At 68.2% G+C, this 24160-nt stretch carries 20 protein-coding genes; 6 read left to right on the top strand and 14 right to left on the bottom strand.

Features of this window, described 5'->3' with window-relative positions; all coding sequences use genetic code 11:
- The first annotated feature begins 293 nt into the window (after positions 1-293).
- Positions 294-1319: a YncE family protein gene (locus HLH48_RS04630; protein WP_182996333.1), complete on the top strand. Its 1026-nt coding sequence runs from the start codon at positions 294-296 to the stop codon at positions 1317-1319.
- Here the strand turns inward: HLH48_RS04630 and HLH48_RS04635 are convergent.
- The 10 genes from HLH48_RS04635 to hrcA all read right to left on the bottom strand — a co-directional run bounded on the left by HLH48_RS04635 (position 1277) and on the right by hrcA (position 13664).
- Positions 1277-2719 (bottom strand): ATP-binding protein, encoded by a 1443-nt coding sequence (locus HLH48_RS04635; protein ID WP_182996420.1) that lies wholly within the window; start codon positions 2717-2719, stop codon positions 1277-1279. The genes HLH48_RS04630 and HLH48_RS04635 overlap by 43 nt on opposite strands.
- 225 nt (positions 2720-2944) lie before the next feature.
- Entirely contained in the window at positions 2945-3739 is a 795-nt protein-coding gene (locus HLH48_RS04640) for a response regulator transcription factor (RefSeq protein WP_246386888.1), read from the bottom strand.
- A 168-nt stretch (positions 3740-3907) separates the two neighbouring features.
- Complete coding sequence (locus HLH48_RS04645) at positions 3908-5155, bottom strand: tetratricopeptide repeat protein (RefSeq protein WP_246386890.1); 1248 nt, start codon at positions 5153-5155, stop codon at positions 3908-3910.
- 4 nt (positions 5156-5159) lie between these two features.
- Positions 5160-5594: an ExbD/TolR family protein gene (locus HLH48_RS04650; protein ID WP_182996334.1), complete on the bottom strand. Its 435-nt coding sequence runs from the start codon at positions 5592-5594 to the stop codon at positions 5160-5162.
- A 146-nt stretch (positions 5595-5740) separates the two neighbouring features.
- Positions 5741-6166: an ExbD/TolR family protein gene (locus HLH48_RS04655; protein ID WP_182996335.1), complete on the bottom strand. Its 426-nt coding sequence runs from the start codon at positions 6164-6166 to the stop codon at positions 5741-5743.
- 2 nt (positions 6167-6168) lie between these two features.
- On the bottom strand, positions 6169-7221 hold the full coding sequence (locus HLH48_RS04660) for a MotA/TolQ/ExbB proton channel family protein (protein ID WP_182996336.1): 1053 nt from the start codon (positions 7219-7221) through the stop codon (positions 6169-6171).
- A gap of 92 nt (positions 7222-7313) precedes the next feature.
- On the bottom strand, positions 7314-7973 hold the full coding sequence (locus HLH48_RS04665; protein WP_182996337.1) for an energy transducer TonB: 660 nt from the start codon (positions 7971-7973) through the stop codon (positions 7314-7316).
- A 553-nt stretch (positions 7974-8526) separates the two neighbouring features.
- Positions 8527-9658 (bottom strand): peptide chain release factor 2 gene (gene prfB / locus HLH48_RS04670; protein ID WP_182996338.1). Its coding sequence is split into 2 segments (ribosomal slippage): positions 8527-9588 and positions 9590-9658, totalling 1131 coding nucleotides; the frame shifts between segments, so codons are not numbered across the junction.
- Positions 9659-9727: 69 nt separating this feature from the next.
- The gene (locus tag HLH48_RS04675) at positions 9728-12430 is read right to left on the bottom strand and encodes a penicillin-binding protein 1A (protein WP_182996339.1); all 2703 of its coding nucleotides are present in this window, start codon (positions 12428-12430) and stop codon (positions 9728-9730) included.
- Between the two features lie 166 nt (positions 12431-12596).
- Complete coding sequence (gene hrcA / locus HLH48_RS04680) at positions 12597-13664, bottom strand: heat-inducible transcriptional repressor HrcA (RefSeq protein WP_182996340.1); 1068 nt, start codon at positions 13662-13664, stop codon at positions 12597-12599.
- A gap of 185 nt (positions 13665-13849) precedes the next feature.
- Between hrcA and rph the strand changes: the two genes are divergently transcribed.
- The 3 genes from rph (at position 13850) to HLH48_RS04695 (ending at position 16748) form a co-directional block, all read left to right on the top strand.
- Positions 13850-14599, top strand: a complete 750-nt coding sequence (gene rph, locus HLH48_RS04685; RefSeq protein WP_182996341.1) for a ribonuclease PH — start codon at positions 13850-13852, stop codon at positions 14597-14599.
- Entirely contained in the window at positions 14596-15222 is a 627-nt protein-coding gene (gene rdgB, locus HLH48_RS04690; RefSeq protein ID WP_182996342.1) for an RdgB/HAM1 family non-canonical purine NTP pyrophosphatase, read from the top strand. The genes rph and rdgB overlap by 4 nt, the downstream gene beginning before the upstream one ends.
- Positions 15223-15305: 83 nt before the next feature.
- Positions 15306-16748: a hypothetical protein gene (locus HLH48_RS04695; RefSeq protein ID WP_182996343.1), complete on the top strand. Its 1443-nt coding sequence runs from the start codon at positions 15306-15308 to the stop codon at positions 16746-16748.
- Here HLH48_RS04695 and HLH48_RS04700 read toward each other — a convergent pair.
- From HLH48_RS04700 to truB, 4 genes are all read right to left on the bottom strand, one after another.
- Entirely contained in the window at positions 16745-18163 is a 1419-nt protein-coding gene (locus HLH48_RS04700) for an NAD(P)H-dependent flavin oxidoreductase (RefSeq protein WP_182996344.1), read from the bottom strand. The genes HLH48_RS04695 and HLH48_RS04700 overlap by 4 nt on opposite strands.
- Before the next feature lie 118 nt (positions 18164-18281).
- Positions 18282-20423 (bottom strand): polyribonucleotide nucleotidyltransferase, encoded by a 2142-nt coding sequence (gene pnp, locus HLH48_RS04705; RefSeq protein WP_182996345.1) that lies wholly within the window; start codon positions 20421-20423, stop codon positions 18282-18284.
- Between the two features lie 316 nt (positions 20424-20739).
- Entirely contained in the window at positions 20740-21009 is a 270-nt protein-coding gene (gene rpsO / locus HLH48_RS04710) for a 30S ribosomal protein S15 (RefSeq protein WP_182996346.1), read from the bottom strand.
- 24 nt (positions 21010-21033) lie between these two features.
- On the bottom strand, positions 21034-21954 hold the full coding sequence (truB, locus tag HLH48_RS04715; protein ID WP_182996347.1) for a tRNA pseudouridine(55) synthase TruB: 921 nt from the start codon (positions 21952-21954) through the stop codon (positions 21034-21036).
- 85 nt (positions 21955-22039) lie between these two features.
- Here truB and HLH48_RS04720 point away from each other — a divergent pair, with 85 nt between their 5' ends.
- Both HLH48_RS04720 and HLH48_RS04725 read left to right on the top strand, forming a co-directional pair.
- On the top strand, positions 22040-23080 hold the full coding sequence (locus HLH48_RS04720) for an MlaD family protein (RefSeq protein ID WP_246386892.1): 1041 nt from the start codon (positions 22040-22042) through the stop codon (positions 23078-23080).
- A 191-nt stretch (positions 23081-23271) separates the two neighbouring features.
- Positions 23272-24048: an AAA family ATPase gene (locus tag HLH48_RS04725; protein WP_182996348.1), complete on the top strand. Its 777-nt coding sequence runs from the start codon at positions 23272-23274 to the stop codon at positions 24046-24048.
- Positions 24049-24160 lie beyond the last annotated feature (112 nt).

Raw genomic sequence — 24160 nt, forward strand, 5'->3', positions numbered from 1 at the left:
CAAGGCGGACCGCATTGGTCCGGTTACTGTCCAGATGTGCCAAGACGCGCGGCGAAACAAGCCCCGATGGCGGAATGGCGGCATGTCCCGTGCCGCGCACCGGCGGTCGAGGGGGGCGCGAATAACGAAAACGCAATGCCGCCTTGCGCCAGATCATGGCGAAAGCCGCGCCCGCCGTCCGAAATGCGTTGACACGCAGGAACGGCTCTGGCCTTGCATGATCCGAGGCCCGGCGAGGGACGAGAGATCCCGCGGCGGGGGCCTGTTCCGACAGCCGAGGCACCGACTCCATCATGCGTTCCGTCCCGTTCCGTCCGACCCGACCCGTCCGCCGCGCCGGCCTGCTGATGGCGGCATGCGCCTCGGCCATCCTCTCCGCCGGGGCCGCCCGGGCCGAGCGCCTGGCCTTCGTCCTGAATTCCGCCGATGCGACGATCAGCGAATTCGACATCGACACCCACCAGGAAGTCCGGCGCGTTTCCGTCCTGCGCGAACCGCACCACACCGCCCCGACGCCGGACGGCAAATATCTGCTGGTCGGCGACACGGCCGGCAACATGGTGTTCTTTCTCGATGCCGTCACCGGCGAGCGGGTGAAGCAGATCCCCATCGCCGACCCGTACCAGCTCCAGTTCAGCCCCGACGGCCGCTTCTTCACCATCGCGGGGCTGGCGCGCAACCAGGTCGATATCTACGACGCCGCCGACTATCACCTGCTGCATCGCCTGCATGTCGATGCCATGCCCAGCCACATGAATTACGCGCCGGATTCCTCGGTGGTCTATGTCAGCCTCCAGGATAGCGGCAAGGTCACGGCGATCGAGACCGCGACCGGCAACGTCCTGTGGACCTCCGATGTCGGCTCGACCCCCGCCGGCGTGCTGTGGCACAACGGGCAGATCCTGGTGGGCGTGATGGGTACCAACTACGTCGCGGCGCTCGACCCCACGGACGGGCATGTCGCGCGCAAGATCGAAATGGCGCCGGGCCCGCACAACCTGTTCGTCTCCCCCGACCAGAAGCGCCTGTACGTGACCTGCCGCGCCTCGGGCGTCATCGAGCGGCTGGACTGGGACACGCTGAACGTCGTGCAGTCCTATCATGTGGCCGGCGGCCCGGACGACATCGTCTTCGCCCCCGACGGCAAGATGTGGGCGACGCTGCGCTGGCGCCAGCATGTCGCGATCATCGACACGGCGAGCGGCGACATCACCGGCACCATCCGCACCGGTCGTTCGCCGCACGGAATCTGGCTGAACACCAACCAGCCCCTGCTTCACCTGTCGATGGCCGACCGCCCCGCCCTGCCGACGCCCTGAGCCTTGCCGGACCCCGGGGATTTGCCCGGGCCCTGAACCGGCGCCCGGGGCAGCAGGATCTCGGCCCGCAATCCCCCTTCGGGCCGGTTCGCCAGGGTAAAGCGTCCTCCCTCGCGCGTCACTTCGCGGTTCACGATCGCCAGCCCCAGGCCCAGGCCGCCGGTGGAGCGCGAGCGTGATCCCTCCACGCGATAGAACGGCGTCAGCACGCGCGTCAGTTCGGCGTCCGGCAGCCCCGGCCCGTCGTCATCGACCCGTATCCGCAACCCGTCCGGCACGACCGACAATCCGACCCGGGCCCGGCCGCCGTAATTCACGGCATTGTCGATCAGGTTGCCGAACACCCGTTTCATCGCCAGTGGCCGGACCTTCGCCAGGCAGTGCGTCACGCCCTCATACGCCACGTCGCGCCCCTGATCGGCCGCGTCATCGGCCAATGTCGTCAGGATCGAGACCAGATCGACCGAACGGACGGTTTCAGGATCGGTCTCGCCGGACAGATAGGCCAGGACACCGCCGACCATCGCCTCCATCTCCGCCACGTCGCTCTCGATCGCCGCCTGCGCCTCCGGGTCGTTCAGGAATCCCGCGCGCAGCCGCAGCCGCGCCAGCGGCGTGCGCAGGTCATGCGACACGGCGGCCAGCGCTTCGGTCCGATCCGCGATCAGCCGCCGGATGCGGTCCTGCATCGCGTTGATCGCCCGTGCCAGGTGGCGCACCTCGCGCGGCCCCTTCTCCTCGACCGGCACCCATCGCCCCGACCCGACGCCGTCCGCCAGTTCCGCCAGCGCCCGCAGCGGCATGCTGAGCGTATGGACCAGCATCGCCGCCGCCAGCAGCACCGCCCCGGCCAGGATGGCGGCCGAGGCCAGCCCCCGGGTCATATGATGCGGCTGGAGGATATCCGGCGCCACGAAGCCCAACCGGCTGCCATCGGCCAACCGTACGATCCCGCGCACGTCGGAACTGCCGATCTGGGTCGGCGACAGGTTCAGCACCGACCCGCGCAGCGGCTCGCGACTGGCCACCAGCCGGTCATGCAGGTCGCGCAGGGCCGCCGACTCGGGCCGCATCGGGCGCCCCGCCTCCGGCGGCCGCCAGTCGAGCGTAAGATCCCCGGTCGAGAGCATGGCCGCCAGGATCGGCCGCTGGGCCAGCGGCGTGGCCGCCAGCACCCGGACATCGACCGCCAGCCGTTCGCCGATCGCATCCAGTTGCGCATCGTCGACCGTGTAGGTCTCGGCTTCCTCGTAGAACGCCGAACTACCGAGAAACACCAGCGCGACCGCCGCCAGCAGCACGAACGTCACCCGCCCTACCAACCCGCGCGGCCAGAGCGTGATGCGGCGCGTCCCCGCCGCCGAAGAAGGCGGCGCCACAGTCACCGGCAGCCCGGACATATCAGGCAGCAACCCCGCATCCGACCCCCACCAGCCCCGCCACGCCCCAACAAGGCCGCACGGCGTGCCGGCCCGCAAACGTGGGCCGGTGAGCGAGAGCAGCCCAAAGGGCCGCGCCCGGCGTGCGTTTCCGAGTACCGGAGCGGAGCGGCCTTGATGGCCATGAGCACCGGAGCACAGGAAACGCGCGTCGGATCGCCACCAGCGCGCGTTTGCGGGCCGGCACTAGAGGCGCTCTACGGGGGAGGTGAAGATATACCCCAACCCCCTGACGGTCCGGATCAAGGCTTCGGAATCGTTGCCCAGCTTGCGGCGGAGCCGGCTGACCAGAACATCGATACTGCGATCGGAGACGTCGCCCAGACGGGTGCGCGACAATTCAAGCAGCCGGTCCCGGCCGATCACCCGTTGCGGGTTATCCAGAAAACTGGCGAGCAGATCATACTCGGCGCCGGAAATATCCACCACCGCGCCCGATGGGTCGGTCAATTCGCGCCGGCGCAGATCCAGCGTCCAGCCGGCGAATTTCAATGTCTCGCGGCGCGGGGCGCTGGACTGCACCTCGGTCACGCCACCACCGCCGCGCCGCAGCACCGCGCGAACCCGCGCCAGCAATTCCTTCTGGCTGAAGGGCTTGGCCACGTAATCGTCGGCTCCCAGTTCCAGGCCGAGCACCCGGTCCAGTTCCTCGCCCCGGGCCGAAACCATGATGACGGGCGTATGGCGGTCCAACTGGCCGGCCTCGATGCCCGGCACGCCGCCCCGCCGCAGCGCGCGGCACAGATCCAGCCCGTTGGTCCCCGGCAGCATCACGTCCAGGACGATCAGGTCGGCGGGCGACGCCGCCAGGGCGCCCCACATCTCGCGTCCGTCCTGCACGCCCCGCACGCGATAGCCATCGGCCTGCAAGGCCCGGACCAGCAGGGTACGCATGCCGGGATCGTCCTCGACGACAAGAATGCGGGCGGGCAGGTCGGAATCTGGAGCGGTCTGGGACATCGTCACGATGCGGATCGTCATTCCTGAAAGCACCGGCCGCCGGATCGGGCCGGAATCGCGGAAGGATACCGCAAGATCGGCATCGGCGAAAAGCACCCCTTCCGTCAGCAAAGGCCGGGCGGATCGATCCGCCCGGCCCCGCCGTCAGTATGGGTCGGTGATGCCGGACCGATCCCGCCCGGCGACCGGTCAGTGATGGGCGGCGACCGCCGGGCTCAACTTGAGAATCCAGAGCTGCGCGATATCCCGCGCCCCGTTGTCGCCGGCAACGGTCTTGAGCGTCGCGATGGCGTCGGCCGTATGGCCCGCCGCCGCCTGCGCCAGACCGTAATGCAGCTTGCCGATATTGATATCGACCGGCCCCTTCGCCAGCCCCTGCCGCATGACCGCGAGCCCCTTGTCCGCCTGGCCGAAGGTCACGTAATTGTAACCCGCCGTCAGCAGGAGGTTGCCCGTCGGGGCCGCCGCGCCGGCGGTCTCGTCCGCCGCGATCGTGGCCTTCTTGTCGGCCACCGCCTTCACGACCATCGCCTTCAGCTTGGCCTCGCGCGCGGCGCCGGCATCCTTGCCCAGCGCGCCGCTGGCGTAACCGGCATTCATCAGGTCCAACGCCAGTTGCGGCAGGCCGGCCTGCATGGCCAGTTCGGTCATGTCCATGAAGTCGGAGGGCGCCGTCAGCACACCCGCCGCCAGGCGAATGCGATAGACGTCAAGCTGCAATCCCGGCGCGACCTTGGGGTTGGTGATCAGACCATGCAGGATCAGCGCCCAGTATTCCGGCTTGGGATAGGCCGACACCAGCATGACATAGGTATGGTTCAGCCCCGACTCGTCCTTGAGCTGCGTCTGGCAGGCGGCCAGAAGCTGCAACTGGCTCTCGGTCGGCACCTTGCCGGCCTTGAGTTCGGCGTCGATCTGCGCCTGCTGCACGCGCGCCGCGTTCTTGTAGTCCCGCTGCAGGTAATAGGACTGGATCAGCAGCGTCTCCATGGCCGGATTGCTGCCCGCGACCTTCAGGTACCGCTCGATCCCCGACACGGCCCGGGGGTAATCCTTGGCGGTGTAGGCCATCGTGGCTTCCGCCATCATCATCTGCAGCTTGGCATCCTTGGGAGTGCGGCTGGACGCGATCAGCTTGTCATAGGCAGACGTCGCCGCCGCCACATCCCCCGACTGCGCGGCGATCGCGGCCCGCATCTGGGTAATGGTATAGTCCTCGTAATCCGATTTGCCGGGCACGGCCTCGGCCGCGTTGACCGCGGCCATCGCCTTGGCATAGCTATGCGCCGCCAGTGCGGCCTGGGCCTGCTGGAGGGGTTTGCCGACCTTGGCGCTCAGAGTGTCGGCCGCCAGCGCGGAGCCGACCGGCGAGACGGAAAACGGAACGGCGGCGATCACGCCGGCAAGCAGGCCGGCGCGGAACAGACGTGATGACATCAGCTCATTGTCCTTCCATGAACTGATCCTGACCTACGATACCCAGCTTGGTAATGCCAAGCCTCTGGGCGTCCGCAAGAACATGCGCCACCGTCTTGTAATCGGCCAGACGGTTCGGATGAATATGCATTTCCGGCTGGTCGGGCATGGCCGCGGCCTGCTGGAAGTGCGCCAGCAGCGATCCCTCGTCCCCGATGGGCTCGCCGTTCCATGTGATGCTGTTGTCGAAATCGATCGCGACCGTCACGACCTTCGGCACCTCGGTCGAGGGCGGCGGATTGCCCTGGGGCAGATCCAGCGCGACCGAATGGGTCTGCAACGGGATGGTAATGATCAGCATGATCAGCAGCACCAGCATGACGTCGATCAACGGCGTCGTGTTGATATCGACCATACCTTCGTCTTCGGTGGTGCCTTCGGAGCCGACATTCATGCTCATGGCGGTGTACTCTCTAAAAAACGCGGGGCGCCGAACCGTTCAGGCCACCCGCCCCGAAACCGGCGCGAACGAACGGACACGGCGCCCTAGATGTGAGATCCCTGGAATGAGGGGCCGGCACAAGCCGGCCCCCTGTTCCCCGTCATTCAGTCCGAGTGCGGCTGCTCGGTGATGAAGTCCACGTGATAGATCCCGGCTTCCTGACAGGTGGCGATCACCCGCCCCACGGATTCGTAGCGCGCCTTGGCATCGCCACGGATCTGGATCTGGGGCTGCGGCTTGATCACCGCCACCTTCTCAAGCCTGTCCAGAAGGTCGGCGCGACTTTTGATCGCAACCTCGTTCCAGTAGATCTGCCCGTTCTCCGTTACCGCCAGCACCACATTGCCGGGCTTGGTCTGCGTCGGCTGGTTGGCGTCCTTCGGCAGGACGACCTTGATCGTGTGTGTTGCGACTGGGATGGTGATCAGGAAGATGATCAGCAGCACCAGCATGACGTCGACAAGTGGAGTGGTGTTGATGGCGGACACCACCTCGTCTTCATCGCCGCCGCCTCCGACTTGCATCGCCATGTTCAGGCAACCCGGTTGGAGGTCGTGGTGGTGGTCGGCGAGTTATCGGGATGCACCACGATCTCCGGCGCCACGCCATGACGGAAGCCACCCAGCAGGATCGATTGCAGGTCGGCGGCGAAGTTGCGCACCTTGTCCATGGCGCCCTTGTTGCGGCGGACCAGCAGGTTGTAGCCCAGCACGGCCGGAACGGCGGTGCCCAGGCCGATCGCGGTCATGATCAGCGATTCACCGACCGGGCCGGCAACCTTGTCGATCGACGCCTGGCCGGCGATGCCGATGGCGGTCAGGGCGTGATAGATGCCCCAGACGGTGCCGAACAGACCGACGAACGGCGAGGTCGAGCCGACGGTGCCGAGGAAGGCGAGCCCACCCTGCATCCGCGCCTGAATGGTGTCGACGGCGCGCTGGATCGACATCGAGGTCCAGGTATGCAGGTCGATCGATTCCTGCATCGTGCCCTCGTGATGCTCGGCCGCGACGATGCCGGTATCGGCGATGTAGCGGAACGGCGAGGACGGCTTCAGCGCCGCGGCGCCTTCCTGGATCGAGGACTTGGTCCAGAAGGTCGCGGCGGCTTCCTTGGCGGCCGAGAACATCCGCATCTGCTCGAAGAACTTCGTGATCATGATGTACCACGTGCCCAGCGACATGACGACCATGATCAGCAGGACGCCGCGGGCGATGATGTCACCATTGCGCCACAGCGCATCCAGGCCGTACGGATTGCCGGCCGGCTTCGCCGGGGCGGCATCCTCGGCCGGCGGCGTGACCGGAGCCGCCGGAGCGGCGGCGTCGGCGGCAGGAGCAGCCGGGGCCGCGCCATCGGCCGGCGGCGTGGCAGGGGCCGAGCCTTCGGCGGGGGCGGCCGGCGCGGCGGCGGGGGCCGAGGCGTCGGGGGCAGGCGCAGCCGGAGCCGACGCGTCAGGAGCGGGAGCCGCGGCCGGAGCGGTGGACTGTGCATCCTGCGCCACCGCGATCACGGGCGAGGAGACGCTCAGAATGGCGGCCAGGGCCGACGCGGCAACGACAGGAACACGGTGCAGTCTGGTCATGTACTCCAAATCCTCTGTGGTAAATGGCCCGTTTGCCGGAACCCCGGAGCCGCCGGGCTCATGCCCGACCGGCTCCGGTCGTTAGGTGACCCTCAGTCGTTGCTGAGCCTGAAGGTAATCGTATACGGATGATGGAATTCCTTGATGGGAACGCCATTCTTGACCGCAGGCTGATACCGGGCGCGGCGGACGTAATCCAGCGCGGCCTGGGAGAAAGCCTGTCCACCCTGCACGCTCGTCACGGCGCAGTTGCTGGTGGTCCCATCCTGTTCCACGTCGCACACCACGGTCACGCGGCCTTCCCGATTTTCCTCGAGCATTTCCTCGGGGTAGTCGAGCTTGACGTTGTTGACCGGACGCGCACCCGCCAGATGATCCGGAACCGGCGGCCCGATCGGCGCATTCTGCACCGTGGGCGGCGCAGGCGGCGACGGCGGCATCGGCTTCGGCGGCGGCGTATGCGTCACCTGCCGGATCACCTGCTGCGGCGGCGGCTGGATCTGGATCTTCGGCGGCGGAATGTACGGCGGCGGCGGCTGCGTCATCACCGGCGGCGGCGGCGGTGGTGGCGGCGGCGGCGGCGGCTTTGGCTCCGTAATAATCTTGGTCTGGATGGGCGGGTGCAGTTCCTGGACGATTTTCGCCCCGAGACCGTTCATCAACGCCCAGATCAGAACCACGTGCAGGAGAACAACGACAGTTATGCCGATGATATGTCTCGTCGGACTGCGTTGTTGTTCCGCGTAGTTCATGTCGAAACCTCCTTAACCCTCTCGTCCACGCCGGTTTCGGCACTCAAAACCACAACAAATCAGGACCACCGCGCAGCGTCCGCCCCCCACCCCGCCGAACATGGGCGGAAGGGCACACGAACGTCATTGGGATCGTGCATCCCCTGCGTTCCGACCTGACCGGACAGACATCGAAATGCCGCCAAGCCGTCGAATTGGGCTATTGCGCCCATCCGATGTCAAGCAAGATATTTATCGAATTTGAAACGAGTAATTTGTCATCAGTGGCCCAAAAAATGGACATATTAACAACATGTCATAAATGGCGCAAAACCGGCGATTTTTGAGAGGATGCCCGTTTTTCTGCCATTTTTCGCGTCGGGTCCGATTTCGTTGCCTGCCCGGCACGATAGCGTTTCGGGCCCATGCGGCCCACGGCACCACCCTGGCGAAGCATCAACGCACCAGGCCGCGACCCGGTTCGATTCTGTCGCGCGCGCCCCCTCGCACGCTGCGAAAATATCAAAAAAAGGGCGGCCGAAGCCGCCCTTCCCCGCACGGACCCTGTGCGCGGTCACTGCGCGGTCGCGCTGGCCTCCGACCGGGTCGCCCCCACCCGGGCGGCCAGAGCGGCCGCCATGAAATCGTCCAGGTCCCCGTCCAGCACGGCTTCGGGGTTGCCGCGCTCGACATTCGTCCGCAGGTCCTTCACGAGCTGGTAGGGCGCCAGCACGTAGGAACGGATCTGGTGCCCCCAGCCGATGTCGGTCTTCGCCGCCTCGGTCTGGGCGGCGGCGGCCTCGCGCCGTTGCAGTTCCTGCTCGTACATGCGGGCCTTCAGCATCGTCATCGCCGTGGCCCGGTTGCGATGCTGCGACCGGTCGGTCTGGCAGGCGACGACGATCCCGGTGGGGATATGGGTGATGCGGATCGCGGATTCCGTCTTGTTGACGTGCTGCCCGCCCGCGCCCGAGGCCCGGAAGGTATCGACCTTCAGGTCGGCTTCGTTGATCTCGATCTCGATCGAATCATCGACCACCGGATAGACCCAGACCGAGGCAAAGGATGTCTGCCGCCGCGCCGCCGCGTCGAAGGGCGAAATCCGCACCAGGCGATGCACGCCGGCCTCGGTCTTCAGCCAGCCATAGGCATTGGGGCCGGACACCTGGATCGTCGCCGATTTCAACCCCGCCTGCTCGCCCTCCGAGCTTTCCATCAGGGTGACCTTGTAGCCATGCTGCTCGGCCCAGCGCGTGTACATCCGCAGCAGCATCTCGGCCCAGTCCTGGGCCTCGGTGCCGCCGGCGCCCGCATTGACTTCCATGTAGCAGTCATTGCTGTCGGCCTCGCCGGACAGCAGGCTCTCGATCTCGCGGCGCTTGGCCTCCTCGGCCAGGTCGCGCAGCATCCGCATGGCGTCCTTCAGGACCGCCTCGTCGCCTTCCATCTCGGCCAGCTCGACCAGGTCCAGCGTATCGCGGACATCGGCTTCCAGCCGCAGGACGCCTTCCACCTGCCCGGCCAGCAGCGTGCGCTCGCGCATCAGTTTCTGGGCGGCCTCCGGATCGTTCCACAGGTCCGGATCCTCCGCCCGGTTGTTCAGTTCGGCCAGGCGGCCTTGTGCGACATCCCAGTCAAAGATGCCTCCTCAGCAGTGCCACCGACTGCTTGATCTGGTCGTTGAGAGCCTCGGTCTCGGCGGACATGGAACAGGAACTCCATCGATCAGGAAGGGCGGCCGACCGGCGGCCGCCCGACAGGACATACAGACGGCGTCAATACAGTCCGCCCATGCCGATGTCACCCCCGCCGCCGGTCGCGGCCGGCCCCTGCGGCGCGGGCTGGCCCGGCACGGCGGCCGGACGGGCCACGGGGCCGCCGGCGGGCGCGGCGGAGGGCGACGCCGCCATGTCGCTCTCGGAATCCGGCATCGTCTCGGCGCCGGTATCCTCGGCGGTCAGCGCGCCGGTCGCGTTGGCGTTCAGGTCGGCGCTGATGCCCGGCACCTGGTCGGGCTTGAAGGCATCCACCGCCATGCCCATCCCGGTATTGTAGCGCGCCAGCGTCAGCCCCTGCGGCACGGCGAAATCCAGCTTCGGCCGGTCCGCCAGCACCGCCTTCATCACCCGGTTCCAGATCGGCCCGGCGATGGTGCCGCCGGTCTCGTTCTTGCCCAGGGTCTGCGGCGTATCGAAGCCGACCCAGACGATGGTCACGATATCGGGCGAAAAGCCGGCGAACCAGGCATCGTTGAAATTCTGGCTGGTGCCGGTCTTGCCGGCGATGGGCCGGTCGATCCCTTCGCCCGCGCGGGTGCCGGTGCCGCGCAGGATCACGTCGCGCATCATCGTCACGATCTGGAACGCGCTGGCCGGCGAGGCAATCTGCGGCCGCGTATCGACCAGCACCGGCCCATCGGCCGGCACCACATGCTGCGGCGCGGCACCAACCGTGGAAACCGGCGCCGGCGGAGGGGCAGCGGGCGCGGGTGCCGCCTGCACCCCCAGGCCGGGCGGCCGCCACAGCACATGGCCGTCACGGTCCTGCACGTCGTCGATCAGGGTCGGCGTCACCAGCCGTCCGGCCGCCGCGATGCTGGCATAGGCCCCGGCCTCGCGCAGCACCGTCGTCTCCACCGCGCCCAGGGCGGCGGGCAGGACATGGGGCATGCTGTCGACCAGTTGCAGCGACATGGCCATGTTCGCCACCGACTTCATGCCGATATGCGCCGCCAGACGAATGGTCACCAGGTTGCGCGATTCCCGCAGCGCGTCATGCAGGGTGGTCGGGCCCCAGAAATCCTTCTCGTAATTGTTCGGATGCCACGTGCCGTACGATACCGGGGAATCGTCGAATTTCTGCGATGGCGAGATCCCCTGCTCCATCGCCGTCAGATAGACGAACGGCTTGAAGGACGATCCGGGCTGGCGCATCGCCTGGGTGGCGCGGTTGAACTGCGACTGGCCGAACGACCAGCCGCCGACCATCGCCAGCACCCGGCCCGTTCGCACGTCCAGCGTCACCAGCGCGCCTTCGACCTTGGGGATCTGGCGCAGGGCGACCCCACCGCCCTCGGCCTGGGGTTCGATCATCAGCAGGTCGCCCGCGCGCGGGGCGCGCCACCGGCGCATCCAGGCCATGTCGCGGGCCAGCAGCCGGCCGGTGCGCGGCTCGGCGCGCGCCGCCGGCCCCTCCAGCCAGCCGATCTCGCCGGTCGAGGGCGACAGCAGAACCCCCAGGCGCCAGGAATCCAGCATGCCGGCCGGCCGCGCCGTCGCCGCCAGCACGGGCGCGAACCACTCCGCATCGGCGCCGGATGCGATCGCGTCCACATGCCCCACCGGCCCGCGCCAACCGCCATGATCGTGGTCATAGGCCATCAGGCCGTCCCGCACCGCCGCGGTGGCGATCTGCTGAAGATGCGGGTTCATGCTGGTATGGACCAGAAGCCCCCCCTGCATGGTGGTGTCCTGCCCGTACCGGTCGATCAGTTCGCGGCGCACCTCCTCGGCGAACCATTCCGAACCGGGCACCGGGCCCGGACGGGTGAAGGATTGCGGCACCAGGGGCTCGTTCTGCGCGGCACGGGCCTCGCTGTCGGAAATGGCGCCGATCTCGGCCATGCGTTGCAGCACCCAGTCGCGGCGCCCCTTGGCGGCGTCCGGGAAGCGATAGGGATTGTAATTGGTCGGCGATTTCGGCAGCGCGCCCAGGAAGGCGGCCTCGGCGTCGTCCACCTGGTCCAGCGGCTTGTTGAAATAGGTCTGGGCCGCCGCCCCCACGCCATACGCGCCCGCCCCCAGATAGATCTCGTTCAGATAGATTTCGAGGATCTTTTCCTTGGACAGCGTCTGCTCGATGCGGATCGCCAGCAGCGCCTCGCGTGCCTTGCGTTCCAGCGACAGGGTCTGTTTCGAGCCCAGCAGCATGATGCGCGCCACCTGCTGGGTGATGGTGGAGGCCCCGATCGGGCGGTGGCCCCGATGCACGGTCAGGTCGCTCAGCCCCGCACGGAGAATCGCGAACGGATCGACACCGCCATGGGTATAGAATTTCTGGTCCTCGGCGGCGATCACCGCGTTCTTCACCCGCGCCGGAATGGCCGAATAGGGCACGAAGATGCGCCGCTCGGCCGCCAGCTCCGCCATCACCCGGTCATCGCCCGAATACAGGCGGCTCATCACCGGCGGCTGATAGGTGCGCAGCCCGTCCACGGTCGGCAGATCGGCCACCAGTTGCTCGTATTTCGACCACGCCACCAGCCCGCCGGCCAGGGTCACCAGCAGCAGCACCGCCGCACCGCCGCCAAGCAGGCGGCGCACCAGCCGGAAGCGCGGCCGGCGCGGCCCGCCCCCCGGCCCGGTCATGCCGAAGCCGCGCCGGGGCCCGCGCGGGGCTTCGTCCCCGGCGGCATCGGCCCCGATGCGCGAGGAGACAAGCAACCGGCCGTCCCGGCCTGATCCGTTACGAAAAATCATCCAGGGTCCAGTGGGCGAAGGGCAAGGGAACGCGGTCGGTCACGACGGGCACCGGCGGGAACGGGACGCGGGCAAGGTCGCTTCTCCTAGCATTGTCGGGCCGGGGCGTCGCCCCCCTGGGGCAAGCCAGCTAGGGCAGGAAGATGGCGGCACCAAGGCGGCCATTTCAACCCAGCATCCTGCCGATGACGCGCGCCGTATAATCCACCACGGGTATGATGCGCCCGTAATTGAGCCGCGTCGGGCCGATCACCCCGATCGCGCCGACGATGCGGTTGCTGTCGGTCCGTGCCGGGGCCACGACCATCGACGTGCCGGACAGGCCGAACAGTCCGCTTTCCGCACCGATGAAGATCCGCACGCCGTCGGATTCCTGCGCCAGTTCCAGCAGCCGCAGCATCGTCTCCTGTGCTTCCAGCCGCTCGAACAGCATCTGGATGGTGGACAGGCGCTCGATCTCGGTCACATCCGCCAGCAGGCGCGCCTGGCCACGCACGAACAGCGTGCCGCCGCGATCCACGTCGCTCCACGTCGCCAGGCCACTGGCCACGATCTCGGCCGTCAGATGGTCCAGTTCGCTCCGGTTGGCGCTCATGTCCGCGCTGACATGGGTGCGCAGGTCCTCCAGCGAGCGGCCGGCCAACTGGGCGTTCAGGTAGTTCCCCGCCTCGACCAGCGCCGAGGGCGGCAGGCCGAGCGGCGTCTCGATCACCCGGTTTTCCACCTGCCCGTCCGCCCCCACCAGGATCACCAGCGCGCGCCGGGGGCCCAGGGCGACGAATTCGATATGTTTCACCGCCCCGTCGCCCTTGGGCGCCAGCACCAGGCCCGCCGCCGAGGACAGGCCGGACAGCATCGACGATGCCTCGGCGAGCGTGTCCTGCAACGACCGCCCCCGCATCTCCAGCGAATTGGTGATGGTCTCGCGTTCCTCGTCGCTCAGGCTGCCGAACTGCAACAGCCCGTCGACGAACAGCCGCACCCCCTTTTCCGTCGGCAGCCGGCCGGCCGAGGCGTGGGGCGAGAACAGCAGGCCGGCCTCGGTCAGGTCCGCCATCACGTTGCGGATGGTGGCGGGCGACAGCGGCAGCGGCAGGCGCCGCGACAGGGTGCGCGAGCCGACCGGCTCGCCGGTCTCGACATACTGCTCGACGATCTCGCGCAGGATCGCCGCCGAACGGACATCCAGCCCCGGCGGCAGGGCCGGGCGGGAAGACAGCGTGCCGGGATTCATCCTGCTTGAAGCCTCCGCGTTCGAGGCCGGCGGGCGCCGGCCGGATCGATTACTATAGAAGTGGAAACACCGGCAGGCCATGGCAAGCATCGGGCTGGCCATGATCCCCCCGCTCGGGCTATGCCCGCCTCTTCGGCGGCCCGCCCCGGAATGCCCTGCCCGTCGATGCGGAGTATCGTTTGCCCATGCCCCCCCGCCCCTCCGGCCGCGCCGCCGACGCGCTGCGCCCCGTCTCCATCGAAACCGGCTTCGCCCGCCACGCCGAAGGCTCGGCCCTGATCCGCATGGGCGGGACCGAAGTGCTGTGCGCCGCCAGCGTCGAACCCCGCGTGCCGCCCTTCCTGCGCGGCCAGGGCAAGGGCTGGGTCACGGCCGAATACGGCATGCTGCCCCGCGCCACCCATTCGCGCGGCCCACGTGAGGCCGCGAAGGGCAGGCAGTCGGGCCGCACGCAGGAAATCCAGCGCCTGATCGGCCGCTCGCTGCGCGCCGTGACCGACCTGGGCGCCCTGGGCGAAATCTCGATCACCGTCGATTGCGACGTGCTGAACGCCGATGGCGGCACCCGCTGCGCATCGATCACCGGCGCCTGGGTCGCCCTGCGGCTGACGCTGGAAAAGCTGGCACGCAACCGCGTGCTGTCCCGCGTGCCGCTGACGGCGCAGGTCGCCGCGGTCTCCTGCGGCCTGACCGCCGCCGGCCCGGTGCTGGACCTGGATTACGACGAAGACAGCGCCGCCGCCGCCGACGCCAATTTCGTCCTGACCGAGACCGGCGGCATCGTCGAGATCCAGGGCACCGCCGAACACTCCCCCTTCTCGCAGGCGCAGTTCGAAACCATGCTGCGCCTGGCCCAGGCCGGCACCGCCCATCTGTTCGCCGCCCAGCGCGCGGCGGTCGATGCCGCCCTGGCCGCGCGGAGCGACGCGTCGTGAGCGGGGCGCAGGCCCGTCGCCTGGCGCGTGGCGACCGGCTGGTCCTCGCCAGCCACAACCAGGGCAAGCTGGCGGAATTCGCCGCCCTGCTGAACGGATACGGCATCACCGTCGTCTCGGCCGGCCAGCTCGGCCTGCCGGAACCCGAGGAAACCGCCGACAGCTTCGCCGGCAACGCGGCGCTGAAGGCGGTGGCGGCGGCGCGCGCCGGCGGCCTGCCGGCGCTGGCCGACGATTCCGGCCTGTGCGTCGCCGCCCTGGGGGGCGCGCCGGGCATCTATTCCGCCCGCTGGGCCGGCCCGGACAAGGATTTCCCCGGCGCGATGGCCCGCATCGACGAAGCCATCGGCGACGATTCGGACCGATCGGCCTGGTTCGTCTCGGTGCTGTGCCTCGCCTGGCCCGACGGCACGCTCCGCACGTTCGAGGGCCGGATCGACGGCGCGATCACCTGGCCACCCCGGGGCGGCCACGGCCATGGCTACGACCCGATCTTCACCCCGGCGGGCGAGGCACGCACCTTCGCCGAAATGCCGGAGGCCGAAAAGAACGCCATCAGCCACCGGGCCCGGGCGTTTGCCGCCTTCCGCGCCGCCTGCCTGCCGGATACGGGCCAGGACTGATGCCTTCTTTTTCTGAAGGAAAAGAAGCAAGAAGATTTTCATTCGTTGGCATTTCTCCCCGCACGGGAAAATTTCCCAAACGAATGAACGTTTTTTGGTCCTTTTTTTCAAAAAAGAGCAGACTGCCTGCCTTCATCCTGTTCATCCTGCTGGCAGGCCCCGTCCTGACCCTGCCGCACCATATCCCGCTGAACCCCAACGAAGGCTGGAACGCCTATCTGGCCACGCGCGCCGTGGCCGGCGACCCCACCCGGCCGCTCTATCCGCCGCCGGGCTCCATGGTCTTCAACAATTATCCGCCCCTGTCCTTCCCGCTGCTGGGGCTGGCCGGCCGGCTCACGGGCGACATGATCGTGACCGGGCGGCTGGTCGCGCTGCTCGCCATGCTCGCCTGCGCCGGCCTGGTCGCAGGCTGCGTGCGGCGGATGGGCGGCACGACCGGCGCCGCGACGCAGGCCGGGCTGCTGATGGCCCTCTATGCCAGCACGTCGTTTCGCGATTACGTCGCGATCGACGATCCGCAATGGCTGGCGCACGCGATCATGCTGGCCGGACTGGCCCTGCTGCTGCCGGCGGGCGCGGGCAGGCTCCGTCCCGGGCGCGTCGCCTCGGCGGCCCTGCTGATCGCCGCGGGCGGCTTCGTCAAACATAACCTGGTCGCGCTGCCGCTGGCGGTGACCATCTGGCTGGCCTGGTACGATCGGCGCGCCCTGGCCGCCTGGTGCGGTGCCGGAGCCCTCGCCCTGCTCGCGGGCTTCGGCCTGGCGACGACGCTGTACGGCCCGGCCTTCCCGGCCGACCTGCTGCACCACGCGCGCATCATGATGCCGGCGGGCGCGATCGAAGGCATCCGCAAGCTGGCCGAACTGCTGGGCCTGCTGCTGGCCGCCGGCCTGTCGTGGGCCGGGCCGGCGCCCGACGCGCGCGCCCGGCGCATGAGGGCCTTCGTTACCCTGTTCCTGGTCCTGGCGCTGGCAACGGGCCTGCTCCAGCGCATAGGCGACGGGGTGAACTACAATGCCCAGTTCGAAACCCTGATCGCGGCCTGCCTGGCGGTGGGGCTGGCCCTGTCGCGCATCCCCGGCCGCCCCGGTCTCGCGGCCGGCCTGTCCTTCCTGCCGCTGCTGGCGCTGGTCCCGATCCAACTGGCGCACGAAGCCCGCGACCTGCGCGCCCTGCCCGCCCGGACGGCGCAATGGCAGGCCGCGATCGCCCATCTGCGCGCCACCCCCGGCCCGGCGGCGTGCGAAACGCTGGCGCTCTGCTACTGGGCCGGCAAGGACGAGACGGTGGATTTCTTCAATCTGACCCAGACCCTGCTGGCCGGCGGCCAAGCCTATCCCTTCGCGGAGACAGTCCGCCGACATGGTTTCGCGCTGGTGGAACTCAGCCGCGCCGCCCATCGCCACGCCAACGCGATCGCCCATGGCGGCCACGACCCGATCGACGACGCGCTGGACGCGGCCGGCTACGTCCCGGTGCGGGACGGCCCGGACCGGACCGTCTTCCTGGCCGTGCCGCCTTAGCGCCCGGTCAGGATCCGCTCGACCAGTTGCCCCACCGTCGGCACGAAGCCGTTGGCGTAGAACGGGTCGGTAGCAAAGCGCCACGCATTGGTGCCGCCGAACATCAGGTTGTTGTCCATCACCTCGTCGGCGCCCTCGGTCCCCGCATGGGCGATGGCCTGAAGCGTCTTCTGGATGCAGAACGACCGCGGATCCGCCCGATGACCGTTGGAATAATCCGGTCCCCGCTGGCTCCAGTTGGAAAAGCGGCATTCCGACAGGCAGCCCATGCACGCCACCTGGTCGGCCAGGATCTCCCGCGCCCGGTCGGGCGTGACGAAGATCAGCGTCGAATCCGGGGTGCGCATGGCCTCGGTATAACCTTCGCGCTCCCACAGCCGGACATGCTCGCGATCGGCCTCGGTCATGAAGACCTGCCGCGCCCGCGCCCCCACGCCATAGGCCGCGACATGCTCGCCCACCGGTTCGGTGGAATAGGCGACCTGCCGCTCCGAACGCGCCTGGAGTTCCCGCAGGAACGGGTTGTTCACCGCCGAGGAATAAAATCCGGTCGGCGAGAAGCGGTTCAGGAAGACATCCCCCTTCTTCAGGGTCAGCAGCCGCCGCTTCCACGCCTCCGGGATCGGGCTTTCCCGCGTCAGCAGCGGCCGGGTGCCGAACTGGAAGGCGACAGGCCCGAGTTCGGGATTGTCGATCCAGTCCTCCCATTCCTCCAGGCACCACACGCCACCCGCCATGATGATCGGCGTCTCGTGCAGGCCGAAGCCGCGCATCGCCTGGCGTAACGCCAGCACGCGCGGAAACGGGTCTTCGGGGGCCAGCGGGTTTTCGGTGTTCGACAGGCCGTTATGCCCGCCGGCCCGCCAGGGGTCTTCGTACACCACCCCACCCAGCCCGCAGGGATTCTTGTGGAAAGACCGTTTCCACAGGGCGCTGAACGCCCGGGCGGACGAGACGATGGGATAATAATGAATGCCGAACCGCGCCGCGATCTCCGACAGGCGATAGGGCATGCCCGCGCCGCAGGTCAGGCCGTGGATCAGGCCCGGCGCACCTTCCAGCACGCCGAGGATCACCTCCTCGGCACCGCCCATCTCCCACAGGATGTTGGCGTGGACACGCCCGCGCCCGCCGGCCAGATCGTGCGCGATCCGCACCTGCGCGATCCCGCCGGCAACGGCGTAGGCGATCAGTTCCTGCTGCCGCTCGCGCCGGGTCCGGCCGCGATAGATCTGCGGAACGGTCCGTCCCTCGGCGTCGTATGAATCGGCATTGACGATCGACACCGTGCCGGCGCCCCCCGCCGCCGCCCAATGTCCGGACGATATGCCGGTCGAGACCGATACGCCCTTCCCACCTTCGATCAGCGGCAGGACATCCACCCCGCCCATGCGGATCGCATTGATCGCCTTCATCGCTACCCTATCGTCATCGCGCGGTCCCGATGGACCGGCGTCTCGTCCATACGTGCCCCGCTCCCAACGGGCGGGGCCGCGGTGGTGGCGCAGAAGGCTGCCCCACCACCGGCCGGCTTCAGCGCGCCGGCGGCCGAGCGGGCTTGGCGCCGACGGCCTCGCTGATGTCGGCCCCCGTCTCCTGGTCGACGACGCGCATCGACAGCTTGACCTTGCCGCGATCGTCGAAGCCCAGGACCTTCACCTTGACCGCGTCGCCCTGGTTGACGATGTCCGTGGTCTTGGCCACCCGGCCCTGCGACAGCTCCGAAATATGGACCAGCCCGTCGCGCGCGCCCAGGAAGTTGACGAACGCTCCGAAATCGGCGGTCTTGACCACCTTGCCGGTATAGATCGCGCCGATCTCGGGCTCGGCCACGATGCCGCGGATCCGCTCGATCGCCTTGGTGGCCTGATCCTCGGCCGAGGCGGCGATCATGATCGTACCGTCGTCCTTGATGTCGATCTTGGCGCCCGAATATTCAACGATCTCACGGATCACTTTACCGCCCTGGCCGATCACGTCGCGGATCTTCTCCTTGGGCACCGTGATGGTGGTGATCTTCGGCGCGGTCGAGGACACGTCGCTGCGCCCCTCGGTCAGCGCCTTGGACATCTCGCCCAGGATATGCAGCCGGCCGTCGCGCGCCTGGCCCAGGGCGATCTTCATGATCTCGGGCGTGATGGACGTGATCTTGATGTCCATCTGCAACGCGGTGATGCCGTCCTCGGTGCCCGCGACCTTGAAGTCCATGTCGCCCAGATGGTCTTCGTCACCCAGGATGTCGGACAGCACGGCAAAGCCGCGATCTTCCTTGATCAGGCCCATGGCGATGCCCGCCACCGGCCGCTTCAGCGGCACGCCGGCATCCATCAGCGCCAGCGAGGTGCCGCACACGGTCGCCATGGAGGACGAGCCGTTGCTCTCGGTGATCTCGGACACCACGCGCATGGTGTACGGAAAGGCATCCTTGCCCGGCAGCAGCGGATGCACCGCGCGCCAGGCCAGCTTGCCATGGCCGATCTCGCGCCGGCCGGGCGAGCCCATGCGGCCGCACTCACCCACCGAATAGGGAGGGAAGTTGTAGTGCAGCATGAAGTTGGTGCGGTACTCGCCTTCCAGCGCGTCGATCACCTGCTCGTCCTGGGCGGTGCCCAGGGTGGCGACCACCAGGGCCTGGGTCTCGCCACGGGTGAACAGGGCCGAGCCATGGGCGCGCGGCAGGATGCCGACTTCCGACACGATCGGGCGAACCGTCTTCAGGTCGCGGCCGTCGATCCGCAGGCCGGTCTCCAGCACCGCGCTGCGCACCACGTCGGCTTCCAAGTCCTTCAGGATCGGCTTGGCCGCGCCCGCGTCCAGCCCCTCGGCGGTCAGCGCCGCCAGCACGGCGTCCTTCGCCGCGCCGACCTTCTTGTAGCGCTCCTGCTTGACGCGCTCCTGATAGGCTTCGGCGATCGCGGCACGGCCCAGCGCATCGACCCGCTTGCGCAGCGCCAGCTCCTCGGCCGACGGCTCGGCCAGGTCCCACGGCGCCTTCGCGGCCTGCTCGGCCAGCGCGATGATGGCGTCGATCACCGGCTGGAACGCTTCATGACCGAAGGTCACGGCGCCCAGCATCACCTCCTCGCTCAGCTCGCCGGCCTCGGATTCGACCATCAGCACGCCTTCGGACGTGCCGGCGACGACCAGGTCCAGCGCGCTGCTCTTCATCTCCGGCAGCGTCGGGTTCAGGATATAGGCGCCGTTCTCGTAGCCGACGCGGCAGGCCGCGACCGGGCCGAAGAACGGAATGCCCGACAGCGTCAGCGCCGCCGAGCAGCCGATCAGCGCCGCGATCGCCGGATCGTTCTCCAGGTCGTGGCTCAGCACGGTGGCGACGACCTGGACCTCGTTGCGGAAGGTCTCCGGGAACAGCGGACGGATCGGCCGGTCGATCAGGCGCGAATTCAGGACCTCGATCTCGGACGGGCGCCCTTCACGCTTGAAGAAGCCGCCGGGGATCTTGCCGGCCGCGAAGGCCTTTTCCTGGTAGTTGACCGTCAGCGGGAAGAAATCCTGCCCCGGCTTGACGCTCCGGGCGCCGACGGCGGTGCAGAGCACGACCGTGTCGCCATAGGTCACGACCACGGCGCCATCGGCCTGGCGGGCGATCTTGCCCGTTTCCAGCACCAGCGCGCGGCCGCCCCACTCGATCTCTTTGCGGTAGTAGTTGAACATTCAGACACTCCCTGTCCGAAAGCCGCCCCGGATGGCGGGGAAGGGCCCGGACAAGGGGATGAAGGACAGCGTCTCGGACGGCATGGGGCGATGACGGTCACCCGCCAGAACACCATGTGGCCTGAAACGCTGCGACCCGGTCCGGATGTCTTCACCGACAAGGGGGCAGCGTGTGGCCCGGCCCACGATTGGGCATCGGGCATCGTGGCGGCCCCGCGACGACAGGGCGGCCATGCCACCCCGCCGGCGGAGCGCACCGGCGCGATCCGGCCCACCACCGCGCGACGCGGGGCAGCGGGCCGGAGCGCGCATCATCTCAGCGGCGCAGGCCCAGGCGACCGATCACGGTCTGGTAGCGGGCCGCGTCCTTGCGCTTCAGATAGTCCAGCAGGCCGCGGCGCTTGCCGACCATCACCAGCAGGCCGCGACGCGAATGGAAATCCTTCGCGTGGGTCTTCAGGTGCTCGGTCAGGTTCGTGATCCGCTCGGTCAGCAGGGCGACCTGGACTTCCGGCGATCCGGTATCCTGGGCGGCGGTCTGGTATTCGCCAATCAGCGCCGTGCGGCGCTCAGCAGTAATCGACATCGTGTTCTCCACATTCCAATCCGGTTAAAGCATGCGGTCCGGGCGCAGCCAGCCATCGTCCAGCCGGCACAGCCCGATCACGCGCCCCCCGTCCATCCCCCGCACGATGCCCTGGTCGGGATCGGCGGCGTCCGGAATCCGTCCCATCAGGCCGAGCAGGCTGATCGCCTGCCCGTGCGAGAGGGACTCCGCTTCCTCGTGGGTCAAGGCCAGCGCCGGGATGTCGGCCAGCGCGGTCGCGACCGGAAGAAGCAGATCCGGTGAGGCAGGCGCGTTGTCGTCGTTCGGCGCCAGTTTGTCCAGTGGAATCGCGTCTTCCTCGGCAAAAGGCCCCACCCGCAGCCGGCGCAGGGCGGCCACATGCCCGACCGTGCCGCACGCCCGCGCGATGTCGCGGGCCAGCGAGCGCATATAGACCCCCTTGCCGGATTCCACCTCGAAAATCGCGGTATCCGCATCCGGCCGCGCCACCAGCTCGAACCGGTCGATCCGCGCGGGCCGGGGCGGCAGGTCGGGTGCCCTGCCGTCGCGCGCCATGTCATAGGCCCGCTCGCCCGCGACCTTGATCGCGGAATAGACGGGCGGCACCTGCATGATGTCGCCGCGAAAGGCCGGCAGCGCGCGGCGGAAATCCTCGTCCGACGGCCGCACGGCCGAGGTCTCGGTCACTACGCCGTCGGCATCGTCCGTGTCCCGCGCCTCGCCCAGCCGCAGGGTGAAGTGATAGCGCTTGGTCCCGTCCATGATGTAGGGCACGGTCTTGGTGGCCGCGCCGAAGGCGATCGGCAGCAGCCCGGTCGCCAGCGGATCCAGCGTGCCGCCATGCCCCGCCTTCGCGGCGTCGAACGCGCGCTTCACCCGGTTGACGACATCGGTCGACGTCATCCCTCCCGGCTTGTCGATGACCAGCCAGCCATCGATCGGACGTCCGCGCTTGCGTCGCATGGGGCAAAACCTTCTTGATGCAGAATCCCTGGAAGAGGCGTGCGTGTAGACGAGCCCTGAAAGGGGAGCAATGCCGGATTGTGCCATGCCTGCTTTCCCCGGGGGCCGCGAACGCCCGAAACAGGGGCGGATGACCATCCCCCGCGTCCCGTCCCCTCCTCGCACCCATCCCGGCCGGGCCGCCGGACTGATGGCCACCCTGCTCTTCATCGCGGGCGGGATCGCGCTGGGCTGCGCGTTTCTCGGCGGGTTCGGCCGGTTCGGCCTGCGGGCGCATACCGAGCGGGCGGTGATCGTGTTCGACCACCCGGTCGGCGGCCTGCGCGCCGGCGCGCTCGTCACCTTTCGCGGCGTGGCGCTGGGCCGGGTCGAACATATCGGCCTGTACGCCGACCCGCTCCACGCCCGCGCGCTGATCCCCGTCACGATCCGCGTCCAGCCCGACCATATCCATCTTGCGGGCAGTTCGCGCCACCCCACGCTGCCCGGCCTGGTGCGGGACGGATTGCAGGCCGAACTTCATACCGCCAGCCTCGTCACCGGCCACATCGGCATCGACCTGGACATCGTGCCCGGCCCCGTCCCACGCCCTCATCCCGGCCTGTCGAACCTGGTGGAAATCCCCGCCCACGAATCCAGGCTGGAAATTCTGCGCCATACCCTGGCAACCCTGCCGATCCACAAGATGGCCGCCGAATGGCAACAGGCCGCGCAGGACGGGCAGAAGACCGCCGCGCGGATCCAGGCCGCCCTGCCCGCCCTCCGCGCCAGCCTGGCGGGTCTGGCCGCCGCGACCCGCACCGCCGCGACCTCCATGGCCACGGCTCGGCGGCAAACCGCGCAAGACAGCCGCCGCACGCGGGGCGTGCTCTCCCGACTGATGACCACCGCGCGCCGGCAGACGCAGGATCGCGGCGCCGAAATCCGCACCGTCACCCGCGATACCAAAGCCGCCCTGTCCACCGCCCGACAGGTCCGCTCCGATCTGCGCACGCCCGACGACGCCCTGGAGACGGATCTCGCGGCAGCGGGGCGCGACCTGGCGGCGGGCGGGGTCGCGCTACGTGGCGCGGCACGAACCATCCGCCATACGCCGACCATGCTGCTGACCGGATCCGGGCGTTAGAGCATCATCCAACCGGATGGACTCATTCGGTCGGATAAAGATGCTCTATAAAACAATGATCTAGAGCCATATCCGTGAACCAGTGTGAACGGATATGGCTCTAAGAGCCAGGGCGCTGCCCTGGACCCGGCAGGGCCCGAGGCCCTGCACCCCATTTTTGGGATGTCGTGGGCCCGTGCTATGCACGCGTCATGGCACGGAAAGCTGGCCACACGCTCTATCGGGCGCCGTTTCTCAAGCGCGTCAGCCTTCTGCCCGAACGCGTGGCGGAGCCGGATGCCTTTCCCTTCTCATTGCCGGTCCTGACCTGGCCCAGCTTCGAGATCGATTTTACCGCCCCGGTCACGATTTTCGCCGGCCCCAATGCCAGCGGCAAATCCACCCTCATCGAAGCATTGGCGGCGCTCTGCGGCTTTCCGCTCCATGGCGGCAACCGCAATTTCGCGATCGGCCCGCAGGGACGCAACGCCCTGGCCGAGGCCCTGCGCCCAAGCTGGTTCCCCAAGTTCACCAGCGGATTCTTCGTCCGCGCCGAAGGATTCGCCGCCCTCATCGCCGAAATCGACCGGCTGGCTGCCGAAGACCCCGGCTATGCAGCCGATTTCCTGGCGGAATTCGGCGGCCGTTCGGGCACTGAACGCTCGCATGGCGAGGGCTATTTCCACCTGTTCAGCCGCAGGATCGCAGGACGCGGGATTTACATCCTCGACGAACCGGAAGCCGCGCTCTCACCCATCCGTCAGATGGAATTTCTCAAGATCATCCACGCGGCCGTACAGCGCGGCGACGCACAATTCCTCATCGCCACCCATTCGCCGCTCATCATGGCCTACCCCGGCGCCACGGTGCTGCACCTGACACGGCACGGCCTCGTCGAACGACCCTTCCGGCTGACGGATCATTTCGCCATCCTGAGCGAATTCCATCGCGATCCGGACGCGTTCATGGCCACCCTGCTGCTCGGCTAGAGCCATATCCGTTCACACTGGTTCACGGATATGGCTCTAGATCATTGTTTTATAGAGCATCTTTATCCGACCGAATGAGTCCATCCGGTTGGATGATGCTCTAGCACCAAGC

Source organism: Gluconacetobacter sacchari (genome assembly GCF_014174255.1).
GTDB classification, from domain to species: Bacteria; Pseudomonadota; Alphaproteobacteria; order Acetobacterales; family Acetobacteraceae; genus Gluconacetobacter; species Gluconacetobacter sacchari.